The organism is Pseudomonas kurunegalensis (genome assembly GCF_030291635.1).
In the GTDB taxonomy this organism is placed as follows: domain Bacteria; phylum Pseudomonadota; class Gammaproteobacteria; order Pseudomonadales; family Pseudomonadaceae; genus Aquipseudomonas; species Aquipseudomonas monteilii.
Map to the genome: position 1 here is coordinate 1,110,825 of NZ_CP127871.1, position 19,666 is coordinate 1,130,490.

The 19,666-nt window shown below is 63.5% G+C and carries 17 protein-coding genes; 13 read left to right on the forward strand and 4 right to left on the reverse strand.

What is annotated here, in order from left to right; genetic code table 11:
- Positions 1-109: 109 nt before the first annotated feature.
- From gatB to gatC, 3 genes are read right to left on the reverse strand one after another with little or no spacing between them, the layout of a single operon-like run.
- Positions 110-1,555 carry an Asp-tRNA(Asn)/Glu-tRNA(Gln) amidotransferase subunit GatB gene (gatB, locus tag QQ992_RS04920; protein ID WP_016713158.1) on the reverse strand — a complete coding sequence of 482 codons (1,446 nt, stop codon included), beginning with the start codon at positions 1,553-1,555 and terminating at the stop codon, positions 110-112.
- Between the two features lie 11 nt (positions 1,556-1,566).
- Positions 1,567-3,018: an Asp-tRNA(Asn)/Glu-tRNA(Gln) amidotransferase subunit GatA gene (gatA, locus tag QQ992_RS04925; protein WP_025753792.1), complete on the reverse strand. Its 1,452-nt coding sequence runs from the start codon at positions 3,016-3,018 to the stop codon at positions 1,567-1,569.
- A 15-nt stretch (positions 3,019-3,033) separates the two neighbouring features.
- The gene (gene gatC, locus QQ992_RS04930) at positions 3,034-3,321 is read right to left on the reverse strand and encodes an Asp-tRNA(Asn)/Glu-tRNA(Gln) amidotransferase subunit GatC (RefSeq protein ID WP_003255165.1); all 288 of its coding nucleotides are present in this window, start codon (positions 3,319-3,321) and stop codon (positions 3,034-3,036) included.
- A 205-nt stretch (positions 3,322-3,526) separates the two neighbouring features.
- Between gatC and mreB the strand changes: the two genes are divergently transcribed.
- The 8 genes from mreB (at position 3,527) to tldD (ending at position 14,646) form a co-directional block, all read left to right on the forward strand.
- Positions 3,527-4,564, forward strand: coding sequence for a rod shape-determining protein MreB (gene mreB, locus QQ992_RS04935; protein ID WP_003255163.1), 1,038 nt, complete (start codon positions 3,527-3,529; stop codon positions 4,562-4,564).
- A 226-nt stretch (positions 4,565-4,790) separates the two neighbouring features.
- Positions 4,791-5,795: a rod shape-determining protein MreC gene (gene mreC, locus QQ992_RS04940; RefSeq protein WP_233444406.1), complete on the forward strand. Its 1,005-nt coding sequence runs from the start codon at positions 4,791-4,793 to the stop codon at positions 5,793-5,795.
- On the forward strand, positions 5,795-6,283 hold the full coding sequence (mreD, locus tag QQ992_RS04945) for a rod shape-determining protein MreD (RefSeq protein ID WP_016713154.1): 489 nt from the start codon (positions 5,795-5,797) through the stop codon (positions 6,281-6,283). Before mreC ends, mreD begins: the two co-directional genes overlap by 1 nt.
- Before the next feature lie 33 nt (positions 6,284-6,316).
- A complete protein-coding gene (locus QQ992_RS04950) occupies positions 6,317-6,928 on the forward strand; it encodes a Maf family protein (protein WP_286112435.1) in 612 nt (203 codons plus the stop codon).
- A 54-nt stretch (positions 6,929-6,982) separates the two neighbouring features.
- Positions 6,983-8,440 carry a ribonuclease G gene (gene rng / locus QQ992_RS04955; RefSeq protein ID WP_105946939.1) on the forward strand — a complete coding sequence of 486 codons (1,458 nt, stop codon included), beginning with the start codon at positions 6,983-6,985 and terminating at the stop codon, positions 8,438-8,440.
- An 82-nt stretch (positions 8,441-8,522) separates the two neighbouring features.
- The gene (locus QQ992_RS04960; protein WP_286112437.1) at positions 8,523-12,344 is read left to right on the forward strand and encodes a YhdP family protein; all 3,822 of its coding nucleotides are present in this window, start codon (positions 8,523-8,525) and stop codon (positions 12,342-12,344) included.
- 8 nt (positions 12,345-12,352) lie between these two features.
- Entirely contained in the window at positions 12,353-13,204 is an 852-nt protein-coding gene (locus tag QQ992_RS04965; protein ID WP_286112439.1) for a carbon-nitrogen hydrolase family protein, read from the forward strand.
- A gap of 2 nt (positions 13,205-13,206) precedes the next feature.
- Positions 13,207-14,646 (forward strand): metalloprotease TldD, encoded by a 1,440-nt coding sequence (gene tldD, locus QQ992_RS04970; RefSeq protein ID WP_012270646.1) that lies wholly within the window; start codon positions 13,207-13,209, stop codon positions 14,644-14,646.
- A 35-nt stretch (positions 14,647-14,681) separates the two neighbouring features.
- Here the strand turns inward: tldD and yjgA are convergent, their stop codons facing one another.
- Complete coding sequence (gene yjgA / locus QQ992_RS04975; RefSeq protein ID WP_016713148.1) at positions 14,682-15,203, reverse strand: ribosome biogenesis factor YjgA; 522 nt, start codon at positions 15,201-15,203, stop codon at positions 14,682-14,684.
- A 108-nt stretch (positions 15,204-15,311) separates the two neighbouring features.
- Between yjgA and pmbA the strand changes: the two genes are divergently transcribed.
- From pmbA to QQ992_RS05000, 5 genes are all read left to right on the forward strand, one after another.
- A complete protein-coding gene (gene pmbA, locus QQ992_RS04980; RefSeq protein WP_286112442.1) occupies positions 15,312-16,658 on the forward strand; it encodes a metalloprotease PmbA in 1,347 nt (448 codons plus the stop codon).
- Between the two features lie 127 nt (positions 16,659-16,785).
- Positions 16,786-17,187: a hypothetical protein gene (locus QQ992_RS04985; RefSeq protein WP_051096590.1), complete on the forward strand. Its 402-nt coding sequence runs from the start codon at positions 16,786-16,788 to the stop codon at positions 17,185-17,187.
- Positions 17,180-18,556 carry a class II fumarate hydratase gene (locus QQ992_RS04990; protein WP_286112443.1) on the forward strand — a complete coding sequence of 459 codons (1,377 nt, stop codon included), beginning with the start codon at positions 17,180-17,182 and terminating at the stop codon, positions 18,554-18,556. The genes QQ992_RS04985 and QQ992_RS04990 overlap by 8 nt, the downstream gene beginning before the upstream one ends.
- 27 nt (positions 18,557-18,583) lie before the next feature.
- Positions 18,584-19,045, forward strand: coding sequence for a DUF2753 family protein (locus QQ992_RS04995; RefSeq protein ID WP_286112444.1), 462 nt, complete (start codon positions 18,584-18,586; stop codon positions 19,043-19,045).
- A 1-nt stretch (position 19,046) separates the two neighbouring features.
- Positions 19,047-19,658 carry a superoxide dismutase gene (locus tag QQ992_RS05000; RefSeq protein WP_286112445.1) on the forward strand — a complete coding sequence of 204 codons (612 nt, stop codon included), beginning with the start codon at positions 19,047-19,049 and terminating at the stop codon, positions 19,656-19,658.
- Positions 19,659-19,666: the final 8 nt, after the last annotated feature.

Below are 19,666 nucleotides of genomic sequence, written 5' to 3' on the forward strand. Positions count from 1 at the left end.
GCCGCTCCTACAGGTACGGCGCAGCCCTTGAGAGCGGCGCCGTACCTGTAGGAGCGGCTTTAGCCGCGAACGAGGGCGAAGCCCTCGCAGCATTACAGGGGTAAAACAATCACCCTTCGAGCTTGGCCTTGAGCAATTGGTTCACCTGCCCCGGGTTGGCTTTGCCTTTGGACGCTTTCATCGCCTGGCCGACAAAGAAGCCGAACATCTTGCCACGCTTGGCTTCATCGGCCGCGCGGTACTGTTCGACCTGCTCGGCATTGGCTGCCAGCATCTCGTCGAGCATCTTGTCGATCGCACCGGTGTCGGTGACCTGCTTCAGGCCTTTGCTCTCGATGATGCTGTCGGCATCGCCTTCACCGGCAGCCATGGCCTCGAACACAGTCTTGGCAATTTTACCGCTAATGGTGTTGTCGCGGATGCGCAACAGCATGCCACCCAGCTGTGCGGCGCTGACCGGTGCCTGGTCGATTTCGACACCCAGCTTGTTCAGCAGGCTGCCCAGCTCGACCATGACCCAGTTGGCGGCCAGCTTGGCATCGCCACCGATCTTGACCACTTCTTCGAAATAGTCAGCCTGTTCGCGGCTCGACGCCAGCACGTTGGCGTCGTAGGCCGACAGGCCGTACTGGCTCTGGAAGCGCTCGACCTTCTGCGGCGGCAGCTCCGGCAGGCCGGCGCGGACGGTTTCGAGGAAGCTGTCCTCGATGACCACCGGCAGCAGGTCCGGGTCGGGGAAGTAACGGTAGTCGTTGGCTTCCTCCTTGCTGCGCATGGAGCGGGTTTCGTCCTTGTTCGGGTCGTACAGGCGGGTTTCCTGCACCACCTTGCCGCCGTCTTCGATCAGGTCGATCTGGCGCTGGATTTCGCTGTTGATCGCGCGCTCGATGAAGCGGAACGAGTTGACGTTCTTGATCTCGCAGCGGGTGCCGAATTCGGCCTGGCCTTTCGGGCGGATCGACACGTTGCAGTCGCAACGCAGCGAGCCTTCGGCCATGTTGCCGTCACAGATGCCCAGGTAGCGCACCAGTGCGTGGATAGCCTTGACGTAGGCCACGGCTTCCTTGGCGCTGCGCATGTCAGGCTCGGAGACGATTTCCAGCAGCGGTGTGCCGGCGCGGTTCAGGTCGATGCCAGTGGAGCCGCTGAAGTCTTCGTGCAGGCTCTTGCCGGCGTCTTCTTCAAGGTGCGCGCGGGTGACCCCGATGCGCTTGATGGTGCCGTCTTCCAGGGCGATGTCCAGGTGGCCCTTGCCGACGATCGGCAGGTCCATCTGGCTGATCTGGTAACCCTTGGGCAGGTCCGGGTAGAAGTAGTTCTTGCGCGCGAACACGTTGCGCTTGCCGATTTCGGCATCGATGGCCAGGCCGAACATGCACGCCATGCGCACGGCTTCCTGGTTCAGCACCGGCAGTACGCCGGGCATCCCCAAGTCAACCAGGCTGGCCTGGGTGTTCGGCTCGGAGCCAAAGGTGGTGGCGCTGCCGGAGAAGATCTTCGACTGGGTGGCGAGCTGAGTGTGGATTTCCAGCCCGATCACAACTTCCCATTGCATGTGTGAATTCCTCAGAAGCCGTTGGGGGCGCGGGTGTGCCAGTCGGTCACTTGCTGGTAGCGGTGCGCGACGTTGAGCAGGCGGCCTTCCTGGAAGTACGGCGCCAGCAGTTGCACGCCGACCGGCAGGCCATCGACGAAGCCGGCCGGCATCGACAGGCCCGGCAGGCCCGCCAGGTTGGCGGTGATGGTGTAGACGTCTTCCAGGTAGGCGGCGACCGGGTCGCTGCTCTTGGCGCCAAGCTTCCAGGCCGGGTTTGGCGTGGTCGGGCCGAGGATCAGGTCGACGTCGTTGAAGGCGGCCATGAAGTCGTTCTTGATCAGGCGGCGGATTTGCTGCGCCTTCACGTAGTAGGCGTCGTAGTAGCCGGCCGACAGGGCGTAGGTACCGACCATGATACGGCGCTGTACTTCAACGCCGAAGCCTTCGCCACGGGAGCGCTTGTACAGGTCGGTGAGGTCCTTCGGTGCTTCGCAGCGGTAGCCGAAGCGCACGCCGTCGAAGCGCGACAGGTTGGAGGAGGCTTCAGCCGGAGCGATCACGTAGTAGGCCGGGATGGCGTGCTGCATGTTCGGCAGGCTGATTTCCTTGACCACGGCGCCGAGCTTTTCCAGCTCTTTGACGCTGGCCTGGACCAGGTCGGCGATGCGCGGGTCGAGGCCGGCGCCGAAGTATTCCTTCGGCAGGCCGATGCGCAGGCCCTGCAGCGAGGCGTTGAGGTTGGCGCTGTAGTCCGGCACTGGCTCTTCGATGCTGGTGGAGTCCTTGGCGTCGAAACCGGCCATGCCTTGCAGCAGCAGGGCGCAGTCCTCGGCCGTGCGGGCCAGCGGGCCACCCTGGTCGAGGCTGGAGGCGTAGGCGATCATGCCCCAGCGCGAAACGCGACCGTACGTCGGCTTGAGGCCGGTGAGGTTGGTCAGTGCTGCCGGCTGGCGGATCGAGCCGCCGGTGTCGGTGCCGGTGGTGGCCGGCAGCAGGCGTGCAGCCACGGCAGCGGCCGAACCACCTGACGAACCGCCCGGAACGTGTTCGAGGTTCCACGGGTTCTTCACCGCGCCGTAGTGGCTGGATTCGTTGGCCGAACCCATGGCGAATTCGTCCATGTTGGTCTTGCCCAGGGTGACCATGCCGGCTTCGGCCAGCTTGGCGACCACGGTGGCGTCATACGGCGCCTTGAAGTTGTCGAGCATCTTCGAGCCGCAGCTGGTGCGTACGCCGTTGGTGCAGAACAGGTCCTTGTGGGCGATGGGTGCACCCAGCAGCGCGCCGGTTTCGCCAGCGGCGCGACGGGCGTCGGCGGCACGCGCCTGGCCCAGGGCCAGGTCTTCGGTGACGCTGATGAAGCTGTTGATCTGCGGGTCGAGCTGCTTGATGCGCGCCAGCAGGGCGCCGGTCAGCTCTTCGGAAGAAAACGACTTGTCGGCGAGTCCGCGGGCGATCTCGGCCAGGGTCAATTGATGCATGGCAGGCTCTATCCCTTACTCGATGACTTTGGGAACCAGGTACAGACCGCTTTCGGTCGATGGCGCGATTGCCTGGTAGGCATCACGCTGGTTGCTTTCGGTGACCTGGTCGGGGCGCAGGCGCTGGCTGGCCTCCAGGGGGTGGGCCAGGGGTTCGATGCCAGTGGTATCGACCGCTTGCATCTGGTCGACCAGCCCGAGAATGCTGTTCAGGGCGTCAGTAATGCGTGGCAGTTCGCCATCATTCAGGCCCAGGCGGGCCAGATGGGCGATCTTTTCCACGTCGCAGCGTTCAAGCGCCATGGGGATCTCCAGGGGAAACAAAGAACGGAATTTGGGTCCGCAGTGAGGAACATGTCAGCTTTCTGACGGTCTAACGGCCGCGAATTTCTGCTGGCGTGCTCGGAAAAACAGCCAATTTAACATATTGGCTCCTTGCCCAAAATCCCTGCCATTGTTAGAGTTTGCCGCACTTTTTTACCCACGCTTTCCCCAGGGTCACTTTCCCATGTTCAAGAAACTGCGTGGCATGTTTTCCAGCGATCTTTCCATCGACCTGGGTACTGCCAACACCCTTATTTACGTGCGTGAGCGCGGTATCGTCCTGAATGAGCCCTCGGTTGTTGCCATCCGTACCCATGGCAACCAGAAAAGCGTTGTCGCCGTCGGTACCGAAGCCAAACGCATGCTGGGCCGTACGCCTGGCAACATTGCTGCCATTCGTCCGATGAAGGACGGCGTCATCGCCGACTTCAGCGTGTGCGAAAAAATGTTGCAATATTTTATCAATAAGGTTCACGAGAACAGCTTCCTGCAGCCAAGCCCGCGTGTGCTGATCTGCGTGCCGTGCAAGTCGACCCAGGTAGAGCGCCGCGCCATTCGCGAGTCGGCCCTGGGTGCCGGTGCCCGTGAAGTGTTCCTGATCGAAGAGCCAATGGCTGCCGCCATCGGTGCCGGCCTGCCGGTTGAAGAAGCCCGCGGTTCGATGGTCGTCGATATCGGTGGTGGTACCACTGAAATCGCCCTCATCTCGCTGAACGGCGTGGTTTATGCCGAATCCGTCCGCGTTGGCGGCGACCGCTTCGACGAAGCCATCGTCACCTACGTGCGCCGCAACTACGGCAGCCTGATCGGTGAGTCCACCGCCGAGCGCATCAAGCAGGAAATCGGTACCGCCTACCCGGGCGGCGAAGTGCGCGAAGTCGACGTGCGTGGCCGTAACCTGGCCGAGGGCGTACCGCGTGCCTTCACCCTGAACTCCAACGAAGTGCTCGAAGCGCTGCAGGAATCGCTGGCGACCATCGTCCAGGCGGTCAAGAGCGCCCTGGAGCAGTCGCCGCCCGAGCTGGCTTCGGACATCGCCGAACGTGGCCTGGTGCTGACCGGTGGTGGCGCGCTGCTGCGTGACCTCGACAAGCTGCTGGCCCAGGAAACCGGCCTGCCGGTGATCGTCGCCGAAGACCCGCTGACCTGTGTTGCCCGTGGCGGCGGTCGCGCTCTGGAGATGATGGACAAGCACGCGATGGACCTGCTCTCCAGCGAGTGATCCCACTTGCTGTCCGCGAGCGCCCGGTTTACAGGTAGTACGCACAGTGCTACCTGTATGTGCTGGGCTGGCGCCCGTTCAGGGCGCCGTATCCGTCAACCCGCAACCAGGCTGGTGCGTTGTCCCATGTCCAATGACCTCCTGAGTCGTCCACGAGGAACGGCCCATTAAACCGCTTTTCTCCAAGGGCCCTTCGCTGGGCGTTCGCCTGCTCGTTCTGGTGGTGATGTCGGTCGCGTTGATGGTTGTCGACGCGCGCTTTGACGTGCTCAAACCTGTGCGCAGCCAGATGGGCGTGGTACTGATGGAGTCGTACTGGATCACCGACCTGCCGCAGCGTGCGTGGCAAGGTGTGGCCGGCCAGTTCGGCAGCCGCAACGAACTGATCGCCGAAAACGAAAAGCTCAAGACCGAGGCCCTGCTGTTGCAGGGGCGCCTGCAGAAGCTGGCGGCCCTGACCGAGCAGAACGTGCGCCTGCGCGAGTTGCTGAACTCTTCGGCGCTGGTCAACGAAAAGGTCGAAGTGGCCGAGCTGATCGGTGTCGACCCCAACCCGTTCACCCACCGCATCCTGATCAACAAGGGCGAGCGTGACGGCGTGTTCCTTGGCCAGCCGGTGCTCGATGCCCGCGGCCTGATGGGCCAGGTGGTCGAGCTGATGCCCTACACCTCACGGGTGCTGCTGCTGACCGACACTACCCACAGCATTCCGGTGCAGGTCAACCGCAACGGCCTGCGCGCCATTGCCAGCGGCACGGGCAACCCGGAGCGCCTGGAGCTGCGCCATGTGGCCGATACCGCCGACATCAAGGAAGGCGACCTGCTGGTCAGCTCCGGCATGGGTCAGCGCTTCCCGGCAGGTTACCCGGTGGCCACGGTCAACGAAGTGATTCACGATTCCGGCCAGCCGTTCGCCATCGTGCGCGCCATCCCCACCGCCGCGCTCAATCGCAGCCGCTACATGCTGCTGGTGTTCAGTGACCGGCGTACCCCGGAACAGCGTGCTACCGATGCAGCTATCGCCCAGGAAGAAGCTGACCGCAAGGGCGCCTCGGCCCCCGGCCAGCCGGTAAGCCCGGGCGAGCAGGGCGTGCCAGCCAGCACTGCGCCCGTTGTACCGGCCACGACGGCCGCACCCGCCGCACCGGCCGCTCAGCCAGCAGCTCCGGCTGCTGCCCCTGCCACGCCGGCTGCCGCGCCTGCCGCACCCGCTCACACCCGGAGGCAATGATGCCTGCATCGCGCCGCAACAACGGCTGGGTCATCTGGCTGACTTTTGCTATCGGCCTGCTGCTCAGCGTCTCGCCCATGCCGCAGTTCATGGAAGTGTTCCGGCCCATGTGGCTGGCCTTGCTGGTGTCGTTCTGGACCCTGGCCGTGCCGAACAAGGTCGGCATGACCACGGCGTTCGTGCTGGGCCTGGCCGAGGACGTGCTGTATGGAACCCTGCTGGGGCAGAACGCACTTATCCTGACCCTCATCACCTTCCTTGTGCTGTCGCTGCAACAGCGCTTGCGCATGTTCCCCATGTGGCAGCAGAGCCTGGTCATCCTTGTGATCTTCGGAATCGCCCAGTTGATCCAGCTGTGGCTCAGCGCACTGACCGGCAATCGCCTGCCTACCCTGGCGCTGGTCTGGTCAGCGGTCATCAGTGCCTTGCTCTGGCCGTGGATCAGCTTTGCCCTGCGCGACCTGCGCCGACGCTTGCATATCAACTGACGGCGACGTCGACACTGACAGGGAGATGTCTGCATGAACCCGCTATACCTGGCCTCCGGCTCGCCCCGTCGTCGTGAACTGCTGACCCAGATCGGTGTGCCGTTCAGCGTCGTCAGTGCCCCCATCGATGAAACCCCGCTGCCCGACGAAAGCGCCCCGGCCTACGTCGAACGCCTGGCCCGGGCCAAGGCTGCCGCCGGCCTGGCCCGTGTCGAGGGCCCGGCTGTCGTGCTGGGCGCAGACACCGCCGTGGTGCTCGATGGTCGAATTCTCGGCAAGCCGGAAAGCCGCGAAGATGCCTTGGCCATGCTGGCCGACCTGTCAGGCCGCGAGCATCAGGTACTGACTGCCGTCGCCCTCACCGATGGCCAGCGCGTTCAAAGCCTGTGCGTCACCAGCCAGGTGCGCTTCCGTGCGATCAGCGACGATGAAGCGCAGCGTTACTGGGCCAGCGGCGAACCGGCAGACAAGGCGGGTGGCTACGCCATCCAGGGCCTGGGCGCGGTGTTCGTCACTGGCCTGTCCGGCAGCTACTCGGCGGTGGTCGGCCTGCCCCTCAGCGAAACGGCCGATTTGCTTGGCCAGTTCGGCGTTGCCTGCTGGCAATCGCCGGCGCATACGCCAGAGGTAACAAACCTGCGGTAGCCAGCAATGCGTACGCCATCCATCATTACAAAAGACCTTTGACGAGAGCCGGCCATGAGTGAAGAGATCCTGATCAACATCACCCCGATGGAGTCACGTGTGGCGGTGGTGGAAAACGGGGTACTGCAGGAGGTGCACGTCGAGCGCACCCAGCGCCGTGGCATCGTTGGCAATATCTACAAGGGCAAGGTGGTGCGCGTGCTGCCAGGCATGCAGGCGGCCTTCGTCGACATCGGCCTGGAGCGCGCGGCGTTCATCCATGCCTCGGAAATTTCCCAGCGCGAAGGCTCGGCGGTAGAGAACATCACCGCCCTGGTCCACGAAGGCCAGGCCTTGGTGGTGCAGGTGACCAAGGACCCGATCGGCACCAAGGGCGCGCGCCTGACCACCCAGTTGTCGATCCCTTCGCGCTACCTGGTGTACATGCCTCGCAGCAGCCATGTCGGCATATCGCTGAAGATCGAAGACGAAGCCGAGCGTGATCGCCTCAAGCAGGTGGTCAGCGACTGCATGGAAAGCGAAAACATCAAGGATGCCGGTGGCTTTATCCTGCGCACCGCTGCCGAAGGCGCACGCGCTGAAGAAATCCTGCAGGATATCCGCTACCTGCGTCGCCTGTGGGAGCAGATTGGCACCCAGATCAAGACCTGCGGCGCGCCCACGGTCATCTACGAAGACCTGGGCCTGGCCCTGCGCACGCTGCGCGACCTGGTCAACCCGAAAATCGAGAAGATCCGCATCGACTCGCGGGAAACCTTCCAGAAAACCACGCAGTTCGTTGGCGAACTGATGCCGGAAATCGCCGACCGCCTCGAGCACTACCCGGGCGAGCGACCGATCTTCGACCTGTACGGCGTTGAAGACGAGATCCAGCGTGCACTGGAGCGCAAGGTGCCGCTCAAGTCGGGTGGCTACCTGGTGGTCGACCCGGCCGAAGCGATGACCACCATCGATGTGAACACCGGCGCGTTCGTCGGCCATCGCAACCTTGAAGAGACCATCTTCAAGACCAACCTGGAAGCTGCCACCGCCATCGCCCGGCAACTGCGCCTGCGCAATATCGGCGGCATCATCATCATCGACTTCATCGACATGGAAGATGAAGAGCACCAGCGCCAGGTGCTGCGCACCCTGGAAAAACAGCTGGAGCGCGATCACGCCAAGACCAACATCATCGGTATTACCGAGCTGGGCCTGGTGCAGATGACCCGTAAGCGCACCCGTGAAAGCCTGGAGCAGGTGCTGTGCGAGCCGTGCCTGGCCTGCCAGGGGCGCGGCAAGCTGAAAACCCCCGAGACCATCTGCTACGAGATCTTCCGCGAGATCCTGCGCGAAGCCCGTGCCTACCAGGCTGAGGGTTACCGTGTGCTGGCCAACCAGAAGGTGGTCGATCGTTTGCTGGATGAAGAGTCCGGTAACGTGGCGGAGCTGGAGGCTTTCATTGGTCGAACCATTCGCTTCCAGGTTGAGTCGATGTATTCGCAGGAACAATACGACGTGGTGCTGCTCTGAGGTCTTCCAGCACACGCCGCAGGATGGTCGGGCTGGCAAAACCGCCGCTACCGGCCATCATGGATAAACGACTTGGAGGGCCATGGCCATGGGACGTCTGACCCGCGTTCTTGTCGCCTTGACCCGCTGGGGGCTGGGCTTATGCGCCCTGTTGGCGGTATTGGTGGCGCTGTATGTCAGCCTCGGTCGCGAACTGGTGCCGCTGGTGGCCGAGTACCGCGCCGATGTGGAAAGCAAGGCCGAGCAGGCGCTGGGCCTGCCGGTGCATGTCGGTGCCCTTGAGGGCCGCTGGAGCGGGCTGGCTCCGGTGCTGCGGGTACGCGACCTGCAACTGGGCGAAGGCGCTACGGCGTTGCGCCTGGATGACGTGAAGGTGGTGCCTGATGTCTGGGCCAGCCTTACCGCCCGTGAAGTGCGCCTGGCGCGCATTCAGTTGGGCGGCCTGCAACTGATCTTGCGCGAGAACGAGCAGGGCGCCTGGAACCTCGAAGGCCTGCCGAAAAAAGACGACGCCCCACTCGATCCCGCCGACCTGCTGCAGCGCCTGCGTCAATTGGGCCGCGTCGATGTGTTCGACAGCCAGGTCACCTTGCACCCCTGGCAGCGTGACCCGCTCACCCTCACCTATGTCAGCGCCGGCCTGCAGGCGGGTGCATCACGGCAAGTGCTGGAGTTGCGCGCCACCCTGCCTGATGGCCAGCCTCTGTCGCTGAACCTGCAGAGCCGTGTGTCAGCCAAGGCCTGGCGTGATGGCCAGGTGGAGGCCTACCTGAGCCTGCCGCAAAGTGACTGGGCGCGCTGGTTGCCACCACGCCTGCTCGGTGAGTGGCAAGCTGACGCGTTGCGAGCGGGTGGCGAGTTCTGGGTCGATTGGCGCAAAGGGCAGTTGCAGCAGGCTGTGGTGCGGCTCAATGCGCCTGAACTGCGGGGTGCCTATACCGGCCGCAAGGCTGCCACGCTGAGCAACCTGGCCTTGGGCGCCTGGTTCCAGCGTCGGGATCAAGGCTTCGATGTGGTGGTCGACTCCCTGGCCATGGACATCGGCAAGGCCCGCTGGGAGTCGCACTTGCAGTTGCAGCAGCGCCCGGGCGAGAACGCAGCCGATGAAAACTGGCGGGTGCAGGCCGACCGGCTCGATCTCACGCCCTTGACCCCGCTGATCGATGCTTTGGCGCCATTGCCTGACAACGTCATGGCCGTGGTCGATGGGCTGAAAGTAACCGGCGCGCTGCGCAATGTGCGCCTGGAGGCCCGGCCGAAAGCCGAGGGCGACAAACGCCTGCAGTTCGAGGCCAACCTGGAAAAGGTCGGTTTCGATGCCTATCACAATGCCCCGGCTGCCGGTAACGTCAGCGGCAGCATCAGTGGCGACCTGGGCCATGGTGAGCTGCGGTTGGATACCGAGGCGTTCATGCTGCATCTGTACCCGATCTTCGCCAAGCCCTGGCACTACCAGAAGGCCAATGCACGCCTGACCTGGGCCTTGGACAAAGACGGTTTCACCCTGATTGCGCCGTACCTCAAGGTGCTGGGCGAAGAGGGCAAGATCGCCGGTGATTTCCTGATTCGCCTGTTGTTCGAGGAAGGCCGCGAGGACTACATGGACCTGCGCGTCGGTCTAACCGAAGGCGATGGCCGCTATACCGCCAAGTACTTGCCCGAGGTGCTCAGCCCAGCCCTCGACGAGTGGTTGCGCAGCGCCATCGTCAAAGGCACGGTGGATGAAGGCTACTTCCAGTACCAGGGCTCGCTGAATCATGGCGCGGCTCCTGAAGCGCGCAGTATCAGCCTGTTCTTCAAGGTGCGTGATGCCGCCCTGGACTTCCAGCCTGGCTGGCCGCAGGTGCAGCACGTGGATGGCGATGTGTTCATCGAGGACAGCGGTGTGCGCATCAAGGCCCAACGCGGCGTGCTGCTCGACACCAAGGTCAGCGATGTGACGGTCGATATCCCGCATGTCGACGGTGACCAGCACAGCCACCTGTACCTGGATGGAGACTTCGACGGCACCCTGGGTGATGGGCTGAAGATTCTCAAGGAAGCGCCAATCGGCACCGGTGAGATGTTCGCCGGCTGGGAGGGTGAAGGGCCGCTGAAGGGCAAGGTCAAGCTCGATATCCCCTTGGCCCATGGGCCGCGCCCGAAAGTACAGGTGGACTTCGCCACCAACGATGCGCGCCTGAAAGTCGCCCCGCCGAGCCTGGAGTTGAACCGCCTGAAGGGTGATTTCAGCTTTGATTTCGACAAAGGCCTGAGTGGCAAGGGCATCAGCCTGCAAGCCTTCGGCAAGCCGGTAACGGCGCAAATCACTGCTGAAGGCCAGGCCGGCCAGATGCAGACCCGCATTAATGCCAATGGCCAGGTGTCGCTCAAGGCGTTGACCGAATGGCTGCAGTTCAAGCAGGCCTTGCCGGCCTCCGGCGACTTGCCTTACCAGCTACAGGTCAACCTGGGTAGTCGGGAAAACAGCCTGAGCGTCACCTCCAACCTCAAGGGCCTGGCGATCGACCTGCCGGCACCGTTCGGCAAAGCGGTGGCGGATACCCGCGACAGCCGTTTCAGCATGAACCTGCAGGGGACGGAGCGTCGCTTCGATGCCGCCTACACCGACCTTGCCCGCTTTGCCTATGCCGCGCCGGCCGACGCACTGGCCCAGGGGCGCGGTGAGTTGCTGCTCGGCGCCGGTAACGCTCAACTGCCGGGCGGTCAAGGGCTGCGGGTACGTGGCCGTCTGGAGGCGCTGGACCTGGCACCGTGGCAAGAGCAGGCAGCGCGCCTGGCGGGCGACGACCCCGGTGGCAGCGCGCGGCAAAACCTGCAAAGCGTAGACCTGAGCATTGGTCAGTTGAAAGCCTTTGGCATGGACCTGAACCAGGCAGTGGTGAGGCTGGCACGAGGCGGCCAGGCTTGGGACCTGCGCCTTGACAGCAAGGAAGTGATAGGCAACGCACGCGTGCCGGATGCCAAAGGTTCGCCCATGGTGGTGCGCATGCAAACCTTGCGTTTGCCGGCGGCCGACCCTGCACAGGCGCAAGCCGAGGATGGCCCTGATCCGCTGGCCTCGTTCGACCCGCGCAAGGTCCCGGCGCTGGACCTGAGCATCGACAAGCTGTACCGCGGCGACGACTTGTTCGGCAGTGCCTCGGTCAAGTTGCGACCCACCGCGCGTGGTGTTAGCGCCAGTGATATCGACCTCGACTTCAAAGGCCTGCGTATCGACGGCGGCGGCGGCTGGGAAGGCGAAACCGGCAAGACCAGCAGCTGGTACAAAGGGCGCCTGGACGGCAAGAACCTGGCCGATGTACTCAAGGCCTGGGGCTTTGCCCCGACCGTGACCAGCCGCGATTTCCGCCTGGATGTGGACGGCCGCTGGCCGGGTTCGCCGGCTGCGGTGGGGCTGAAGCGCTTCTCGGGCAGCATGGACGCGGCACTGCGTACCGGCCAGTTCGTCGAGGTTGAAGGCAGCGCCCAGGCGTTGCGGGTATTCGGCCTGCTCAACTTCAACTCCATTGGCCGACGCCTGCGCCTGGACTTCTCCGACCTGTTCGACAAAGGCTTGGCCTATGACCGGGTCAAGGGCCTGCTGGTGGCCAGTGACGGGGTGTACGTAACCCGCGAGCCCATCAGCGTGACCGGCCCGTCGAGCAATTTCGAGCTGGATGGGACCCTGGACATGCTAGGCGACCGGATCGACGCCAACCTGCAGGTGAGCCTGCCGGTGACGAACAACCTGCCGCTGGCGGCACTGATTGTCGGCGCGCCGGCCGTAGGTGGTGCCTTGTTCCTGGTCGATCGGTTGATCGGTGACCGTGTTTCGCGCTTTGCCAGTGTGCACTACCGTGTCGAAGGACCGGTTAAAGAGCCTAGAATCACCTTTGTGAAACCTTTCGAGAAATCCCGCTAGGAGTGCCCATGAAGGCAGCGGTAATCCAGATGGTCAGCCAGGACGATGTGCTGGCCAACCTGCAACGTGCCGGTGCCCTGTTGGAGCAGGCCGCGTTGGGCGGCGCGCGGCTGGCGGTGCTGCCAGAAAATTTCGCTGCCATGGGCCGTAAGGATGCCGCTGCCATCGGCCGTGCCGAAGCGTTGGGCGAAGGGCCGATCCTGCCATGGTTGAAACGCACCGCCCGTGACCTCAAGTTATGGATTGTTGCCGGTACCTTGCCCTTGCCACCGGTCGGCCAGCCCGAAGCCAAGGCCCATGCCTGCTCGCTGTTGATCGATGAACACGGCGAGGTGGCGGCACGTTATGACAAGCTGCACCTGTTTGACGTGGATGTAGTCGACAACCGTGGCCGTTACCGTGAGTCGGACGACTACGCCCATGGTGCTCAGGTGGTGGTGGCTGATACGCCGGTCGGGCGGCTCGGGTTGAGCGTGTGCTACGACTTGCGCTTCCCCGAGCTGTACAGCGCACTGCGTGCTGCCGGCGCGGAGCTGATCACTGCGCCGGCTGCCTTTACGGCAGTGACAGGCGCGGCCCATTGGGAGGTGCTGGTACGCGCCCGAGCCATCGAGACCCAATGCTACCTGCTGGCTGCGGCGCAGGGAGGCACCCACCCAGGCCCACGGGAAACCCATGGGCATGCGGCGATTGTCGACCCTTGGGGGCGCATCGTTGCAGAACAGGCGCAAGGCGAAGCGGTACTGCTTGCCGAGCGCGACATTGAAGAACAAGCGTCCATTCGGGCGCGCATGCCGGTGGTATCGCACCGGCGCTTTTTCTCGCAGGGCGCGTTGCGGCCTGCGCACACCGCGGAGTGACTATGAGCCAGATGTTATCCACCGTCAGTGAGCAGCTCCTGGCCCCAGGCGGCTTGACCCTGGACAGCCTGCAGAGCGTGCTGGGTGAGTTGGCTGGCCCCGGCATCGACGCCGCCGACCTGTATTTCCAGGGCCAGATCTCGGAAACCTGGGCGCTGGAAGACGGCATCGTCAAAGAGGGCAGTTTCAACCTCGACCAGGGCGTGGGCGTGCGTGCCCAGTCCGGTGAAAAGACCGGGTTCGCCTACAGCAATGCAATCAACCTCGAGGCGCTGACCTCTGCGGCGCGCGCCGCCCGTTCCATTTCCCGTGCCGGTCAAAACGGCACGGTGCAGGCCTTCCGCAGCCAGGAAGTCACTGCCCTGTATGCGGCAGACAACCCGCTGGATGTACTGAGCCGTGCCGAAAAGGTCGAGCTGCTCAAGCGTGTCGATGCCGCCACCCGTGCCCTGGACCCGCGAATTCAGCAGGTCAGTGTGAGCATGGCCGGGGTCTGGGAGCGTATCCTGATTGCGGCGGCCGATGGCAGCCTGGCTGCCGACGTGCGTCCGCTGGTGCGCTTCAACGTCAGCGTCATCGTCGAGCAGAACGGCCGCCGCGAACGCGGCGGGCAGGGCGGTGGCGGGCGTACCGACTACCGCTTCTTCACTGAAGAGCGGGTGATGGGCTATGCCCGTGAAGCGCTGCGTCAGGCCCTGGTGAACCTGGAAGCGATTCCGGCTCCGGCCGGTACCTTGCCGGTGGTGCTGGGTTCAGGGTGGTCGGGTGTGCTGTTGCACGAGGCTGTCGGCCATGGCCTGGAAGGCGACTTCAATCGCAAGGGCAGTTCGGCTTTCAGCGGCCGTATCGGCGAGAAAGTGGCATCGAGCCTGTGCACCATCGTTGACGATGGCACGCTCGAGGGCCGCCGTGGTTCGCTGAGCGTCGACGACGAAGGTACCCCGACCGAGTGCACCACGTTGATCGAGAACGGGGTGCTCAAGGGCTACATGCAGGACAAGCTGAACGCACGCCTGATGGGCATGGCGGTGACCGGCAACGGGCGTCGCGAATCCTACGCACACCTGCCGATGCCACGTATGACCAATACCTACATGCGGGCTGGCGAAAGCGACCCGCAGGAAATCATCGCATCGGTGAAAAAAGGCATCTACTGCGCCAATCTGGGCGGCGGCCAGGTGGACATCACCAGCGGCAAGTTCGTGTTCTCGACCAGTGAGGCCTACCTGATCGAAGACGGCAAGATTACTGCACCTGTGAAAGGCGCAACCCTGATCGGCAATGGTCCAGAGGCGATGAGCCGGGTGTCGATGGTCGGTAACGACCTGGCGCTGGACAGCGGGGTGGGCACATGTGGCAAGGACGGGCAGTCGGTGCCGGTGGGGGTAGGGCAGCCTACCTTGAAGCTGGATGCGATTACCGTGGGCGGTACCGGGGCGTGATGGCTTTTGGGGGCCGCAAAGCGGCCCCCAAGGGTTCAGCGCAACCCGCGCTGCAACTCGTCGAGGTCGCGGATGTACTTGAACACCTTGCGCGCAGCGGCAGGTGGCTTGTTCCGGGCCTTTTCGTGTTGAGCATGGCGCACCAGCGAACGCATTTGCTGGCGATCGGTTTCGGGGTACTCGTTGACGAAACGCTCGAGGTCTTCGTCGTTACCGTCGATCAGCCGGTCACGCCAGCGCTCCAGGTTGTGGAAACGCTCGTTGTACTGGCGAGTCGAGCTGTCCATCTGTTCGAGCAAGGCGTGGATGGCATCCAGGTCCTGCACGCGCATCAGCTTGCCGACGAACGACATGTGGCGCTTACGGGCGCCATGCGCGGTGTGCTTGCTGGCTTCAGCCAGTGCTTTGCGCAGCTCGTCGGTCAACGGCAGGCGTGCCAGGGTATCGGCCTTGAGCGTGGTCAGGCGCTCGCCAAGTTCGACCAGCGCATGCAGTTCGCGCTTGATCTGGGTTTTGCTTTTTTCGCCGTCGAAGGCGTCGTCGTTTGAATCAACCATGGTGGCAGTCCGCTAGAAATCGCCGCCATGATAACCAGTCGGGGGCCGCTTGTCCGGCCCGGTCGTAGAATGACCCTCGCCGAACGCAGAATTTGAGTGGAGAGAACCATGAGTGCAGTCCAGAGCGTAGGTCCGAAAGACCTGCCAGCATTGCAGGAGCAGGTCGAGGCAATCATCGCCGAGGCTCGCCGCCAGGGGGCTAGTGCCTGCGAAGTGGCCGTGTCGCTGGAGCAGGGCCTGTCCACCACGGTACGCCAGCGTGAGGTCGAGACCGTCGAGTTCAATCGCGACCAGGGCTTTGGCATTACCCTCTACGTTGGCCAGCGCAAAGGTTCGGCCAGCACTTCGGCCAGTGGCCCGGACGCGATCCGCGAAACCGTCGCTGCGGCGTTGGCCATTGCCAAGCATACTTCCGAGGACGAATGCTCGGGCCTGGCGGACGCCGCGTTGATGGCCCGGGACATCCCGGACCTGGACCTGTATCACGACTGGGACATTGAACCCGAGAAGGCCATCGAGATGGCCCTGGCCTGCGAGGCTGCGGCGTTCGATGCCGACCCGCGCATCCTCAATGCCGATGGCACCACCCTCAATACCCACCAGGGCTGCCGCGTGTATGGCAACAGCCATGGCTTCATCGGTGGCTATGCTTCGACCCGGCACAGCCTGAGTTGTGTCATGATCGCCGAAGGCGACGGGCAGATGCAGCGCGACTACTGGTATGACGTGAACCGCCAGGGCAACCTGCTCGCCGATCCGCGCAGTATCGGTGTACGCGCTGCCCAGCGCGCTGCCAGCCGTCTGGGCGCGCGCCCGGTGCCCACTTGCGAGGTGCCGGTGCTGTTTTCCGCCGAGCTGGCCGGCGGCCTGTTCGGCAGCTTCCTCTCGGCCATTTCCGGCGGCAATCTTTACCGCAAATCGTCATTCCTTGAAGGGACCATTGGCCAGCGCCTGTTCCCCTCCTGGCTAACCCTCGACGAGCGCCCGCACATTCCGCGAGCGCTGGGCAGTGCCGCATTCGATGGTGACGGCCTGGCCACCTATGCCAAGCCGTTCGTCGACAAAGGCGAGCTGGTGTCGTACCTCCTGGGCACGTACTCCGGGCGCAAGCTGGGCTTGCCAAGTACCGCCAACGCCGGTGGCGTGCACAACCTGTACGTCAGCCATGGTGTCGAAGACCAGGCAGCACTGATCCGCCGCATGGGCCGTGGCCTGCTGGTCACCGAGCTGATGGGGCACGGCCTGAACATGGTGACCGGGGATTATTCCCGTGGTGCGGCAGGGTTCTGGGTTGAGAACGGCGAGATCCAGCACGCGGTGCAGGAAGTGACCATTGCCGGCAATATGAAGGACATGTTCCAGCAAATTGTCGCGATCGGGAGTGATCTCGAAACCCGTAGCAACGTTCATACGGGTTCTGTGCTGATCGAGCGAATGACTGTAGCGGGTAGCTGATTCGTTCCAGATACCTTGGCAATTCAGAAGACCCGGCCCTGCGCCGGGTTTTTTGTTTCATCACCTTTTTCTTGAAGTGATTCTGTTTATCACTTAATAATGAATATCATTATCCAGTAACCCGGCGATGATGTTCATGAAACCCGTCCTCCGCGAACTGCCCTACCTGGAAAACTGGCGCTGGCTCAGCCGGCGCATCCGCTGTGCGCTCGAACCCGACGAGCCGCGCCTGATCGAGCATTACCTGGCCGAGGGCCGCTACCTGGTGTGCTGCACCGAAACCTCGCCATGGACGGTGGCACTGACCTCCTTCCGCCTGCTACTGGATACCGCCTGCGACCGCATGCTGCCCTGGCATTGGCGCTGCCTGTGCCTGGACCAGGCCTGGCGCCCCTTGCTGGACCTGCGCAATCTCGATCGCCAGGAACAGAACCAGCGCTGGCAGCCCTACGCCCTGCAGTTGGCCAATTGCCGCCTGCTGCCGTCGATTTCTCCCGATGAACTGATGCAAGGATTTGATGATGAGTGATACCCGTATCGAGCGTGACAGCATGGGCGAACTGCAGGTGCCGGCCCAGGCCCTGTACGGTGCCCAGACCCAGCGCGCGGTCGACAACTTCCCGGTCAGTGGCCAGCGCATGCCGGCCCAGTTCATTCGCGCGCTGTTGCTGGCCAAGGCGGCTGCCGCCAAGGCCAACGTCGAGCTGGAGCAATTGTCTGCCGCGCAGGGCAATGCCATCGTCAAGGCGGTCGAGCAACTGCTGGCCGAGGATTTCATCCAGCACTTCCCGGTGGATGTGTTCCAGACCGGCTCCGGCACCAGCTCGAACATGAACGCCAACGAGGTGATCGCCACCCTGGCCAGCCGTGTACTGGGTGATGCGGTGAACGCCAACGACCACGTCAACTGTGGCCAGAGCAGCAACGACATCATCCCGACCACCATCCACGTCAGTGCTGCACTGGCCCTGCACGAACAACTGCTTCCGGCCCTGAGCCACCTGGTGCAGGTGATCGAGACCAAGTCGGTGCAGGTGCACCAGTACGTGAAAACCGGCCGTACCCACTTGATGGACGCCATGCCGGTGCGCATGAGCCAGGTGCTGGATGGCTGGGCCGCGCAGATCAACGCTGCCAAGGCGCACATCGAAGCGACCCTGCCGAGCTTGCAGGCGCTGGCCCAAGGTGGCACTGCTGTAGGTACCGGCATCAACGCCCACCCACAGTTCGCGGCCGGTTTCGCCCACCAGCTCAGTGGCCTGACCCAGGTCGAGTTCACCCCGGGCCAGAACCTGTTCGCCCTGATCGGCTCGCAAGACACTGCCGTGGCGCTGTCTGGCCAGCTCAAGACCACTGCCGTGGCACTGATGAAGATCGCCAACGACCTGCGCTGGATGAACTCCGGCCCGCTCGCCGGCCTGGGCGAAATCGAGCTGCAAGGCCTGCAACCGGGCTCTTCGATCATGCCTGGCAAGGTCAACCCGGTGATTCCTGAGGCCACTGCCATGGTTGCTGCCCAAGTGATCGGCAACGACGCCACCATCGCTGTCGCTGGCCAGTCCGGCAACTTCGAGCTGAACGTGATGCTGCCGGTGATCGCCCGCAACCTGCTGGAAAGCATCGAGCTGATGGCCAACGTCAGCCGTCTGCTGGCCGACAAGGCCATCGCCACCTTCAAGGTCAACGAGGGCAAGCTCAAGGAAGCCCTGGCCCGCAACCCGATTCTGGTCACGGCGCTGAACCCGATTATCGGTTACCTCAAGGCTGCCGAAATCGCCAAGACCGCCTACAAGCAGGGCCGCCCGATCATCGACGTGGCGCTGGAACACACCGACCTGTCGCGCGACCAGCTGGAAGCACTGCTGGACCCGGAAAAACTCACCGCTGGCGGTATCTGACACTGCGTCACCGCTCAGGAGACAACCATGCAGCACTGGAAACGCACTACGGAAACCGCCAATCGCCTGTTCGAACAAGGCGAGTTGGTCGACGCCCGGGAACACTACCTGCAAGCCCTGGCGCTGGCGCAGGTGCTGTTCGAGCGCTGGCATGACGTCGACGAAGCGGTGGCTGCATTCGTCATCGCCCATCACAACCTGGCCGACCTGCACCTGCGCCTGAACCAGCCGCATGAGAGCGCCGACTATCTGTGCTCCGCTCATCAGCGGCTGTTGCAGGCCAGCCAGGAAGCGCGCTTGCCCCAGGCGCTGCGTGACGCAGCCTTGCGCCACAGTGGGCGCACCTACACCGAGCTGCTGAGTTTCATCGCCGAGTACGGCCAGTACCCACGTACCGAACGCCTGCTCAACCGCCACAACGCCGGGTCCAGCGAACTCGCTGCCCAGCCGGAAGTGGCTCCAAGAACCCAAGCCTACGGAATTCACTGACATGCCGCATACCTTGCCTGCTTTGCCCTACGCCTACGATGCGCTGGAGCCGCACATCGACGCGCAGACCATGGAGATTCACCACACCAAGCATCACCAGACCTACGTCAACGGTCTCAATGCCGCCATTGAAGGCACTGAATGGGCCGAATGGCCGGTAGAAAAACTGGTGGGTGCGGTCAAGCAGCTGCCAGAAAACCTGCGTGGCGCAGTGACCAACCACGGTGGCGGGCATGCCAACCACAGCCTGTTCTGGACCGTCATGTCGCCAAAGGGCGGTGGTGAACCTGTGGGCCAGCTGGCGCAAGCCGTCACCGCACAATTGGGCGGTTTCGATGCCTTCAAGGATGCTTTCACCAAGGCTGCGCTGACCCGCTTCGGCAGCGGCTGGGCCTGGCTTAGCGTAACACCGCAGAAAACCCTGGTGGTCGAGAGCAGCGGTAACCAGGACAGCCCGCTGATGCACGGCAACACGCCAGTCCTCGGCCTGGACGTGTGGGAACACGCCTACTACCTGAAGTATCAGAACCGTCGTCCGGAATACATCGGAGCCTTCTACAACGTGATTGACTGGGCCGAAGTGGAACGTCGTTACCTTGAAGCCCTGAAGTGAGTTAGACC

Excerpts from the sequence above, each read along its gene's own strand:
- gatB (WP_016713158.1), bottom strand. The coding sequence starts at position 1,555 with ATGCAATGGGAAGTTGTGATCGGGCTGGAAATCCACACTCAGCTCGCC.
- gatA (WP_025753792.1), bottom strand. The coding sequence starts at position 3,018 with ATGCATCAATTGACCCTGGCCGAGATCGCCCGCGGACTCGCCGACAAG.
- gatC (WP_003255165.1), bottom strand. The coding sequence starts at position 3,321 with ATGGCGCTTGAACGCTGCGACGTGGAAAAGATCGCCCATCTGGCCCGC.
- mreB (WP_003255163.1), top strand. The coding sequence starts at position 3,527 with ATGTTCAAGAAACTGCGTGGCATGTTTTCCAGCGATCTTTCCATCGAC.
- mreC (WP_233444406.1), top strand. The coding sequence starts at position 4,791 with ATGTCGGTCGCGTTGATGGTTGTCGACGCGCGCTTTGACGTGCTCAAA.
- mreD (WP_016713154.1), top strand. The coding sequence starts at position 5,795 with ATGCCTGCATCGCGCCGCAACAACGGCTGGGTCATCTGGCTGACTTTT.
- QQ992_RS04950 (WP_286112435.1), top strand. The coding sequence starts at position 6,317 with ATGAACCCGCTATACCTGGCCTCCGGCTCGCCCCGTCGTCGTGAACTG.
- rng (WP_105946939.1), top strand. The coding sequence starts at position 6,983 with ATGAGTGAAGAGATCCTGATCAACATCACCCCGATGGAGTCACGTGTG.
- QQ992_RS04960 (WP_286112437.1), top strand. The coding sequence starts at position 8,523 with ATGGCCATGGGACGTCTGACCCGCGTTCTTGTCGCCTTGACCCGCTGG.
- QQ992_RS04965 (WP_286112439.1), top strand. The coding sequence starts at position 12,353 with ATGAAGGCAGCGGTAATCCAGATGGTCAGCCAGGACGATGTGCTGGCC.
- tldD (WP_012270646.1), top strand. The coding sequence starts at position 13,207 with ATGAGCCAGATGTTATCCACCGTCAGTGAGCAGCTCCTGGCCCCAGGC.
- yjgA (WP_016713148.1), bottom strand. The coding sequence starts at position 15,203 with ATGGTTGATTCAAACGACGACGCCTTCGACGGCGAAAAAAGCAAAACC.
- pmbA (WP_286112442.1), top strand. The coding sequence starts at position 15,312 with ATGAGTGCAGTCCAGAGCGTAGGTCCGAAAGACCTGCCAGCATTGCAG.
- QQ992_RS04985 (WP_051096590.1), top strand. The coding sequence starts at position 16,786 with ATGATGTTCATGAAACCCGTCCTCCGCGAACTGCCCTACCTGGAAAAC.
- QQ992_RS04990 (WP_286112443.1), top strand. The coding sequence starts at position 17,180 with ATGAGTGATACCCGTATCGAGCGTGACAGCATGGGCGAACTGCAGGTG.
- QQ992_RS04995 (WP_286112444.1), top strand. The coding sequence starts at position 18,584 with ATGCAGCACTGGAAACGCACTACGGAAACCGCCAATCGCCTGTTCGAA.
- QQ992_RS05000 (WP_286112445.1), top strand. The coding sequence starts at position 19,047 with ATGCCGCATACCTTGCCTGCTTTGCCCTACGCCTACGATGCGCTGGAG.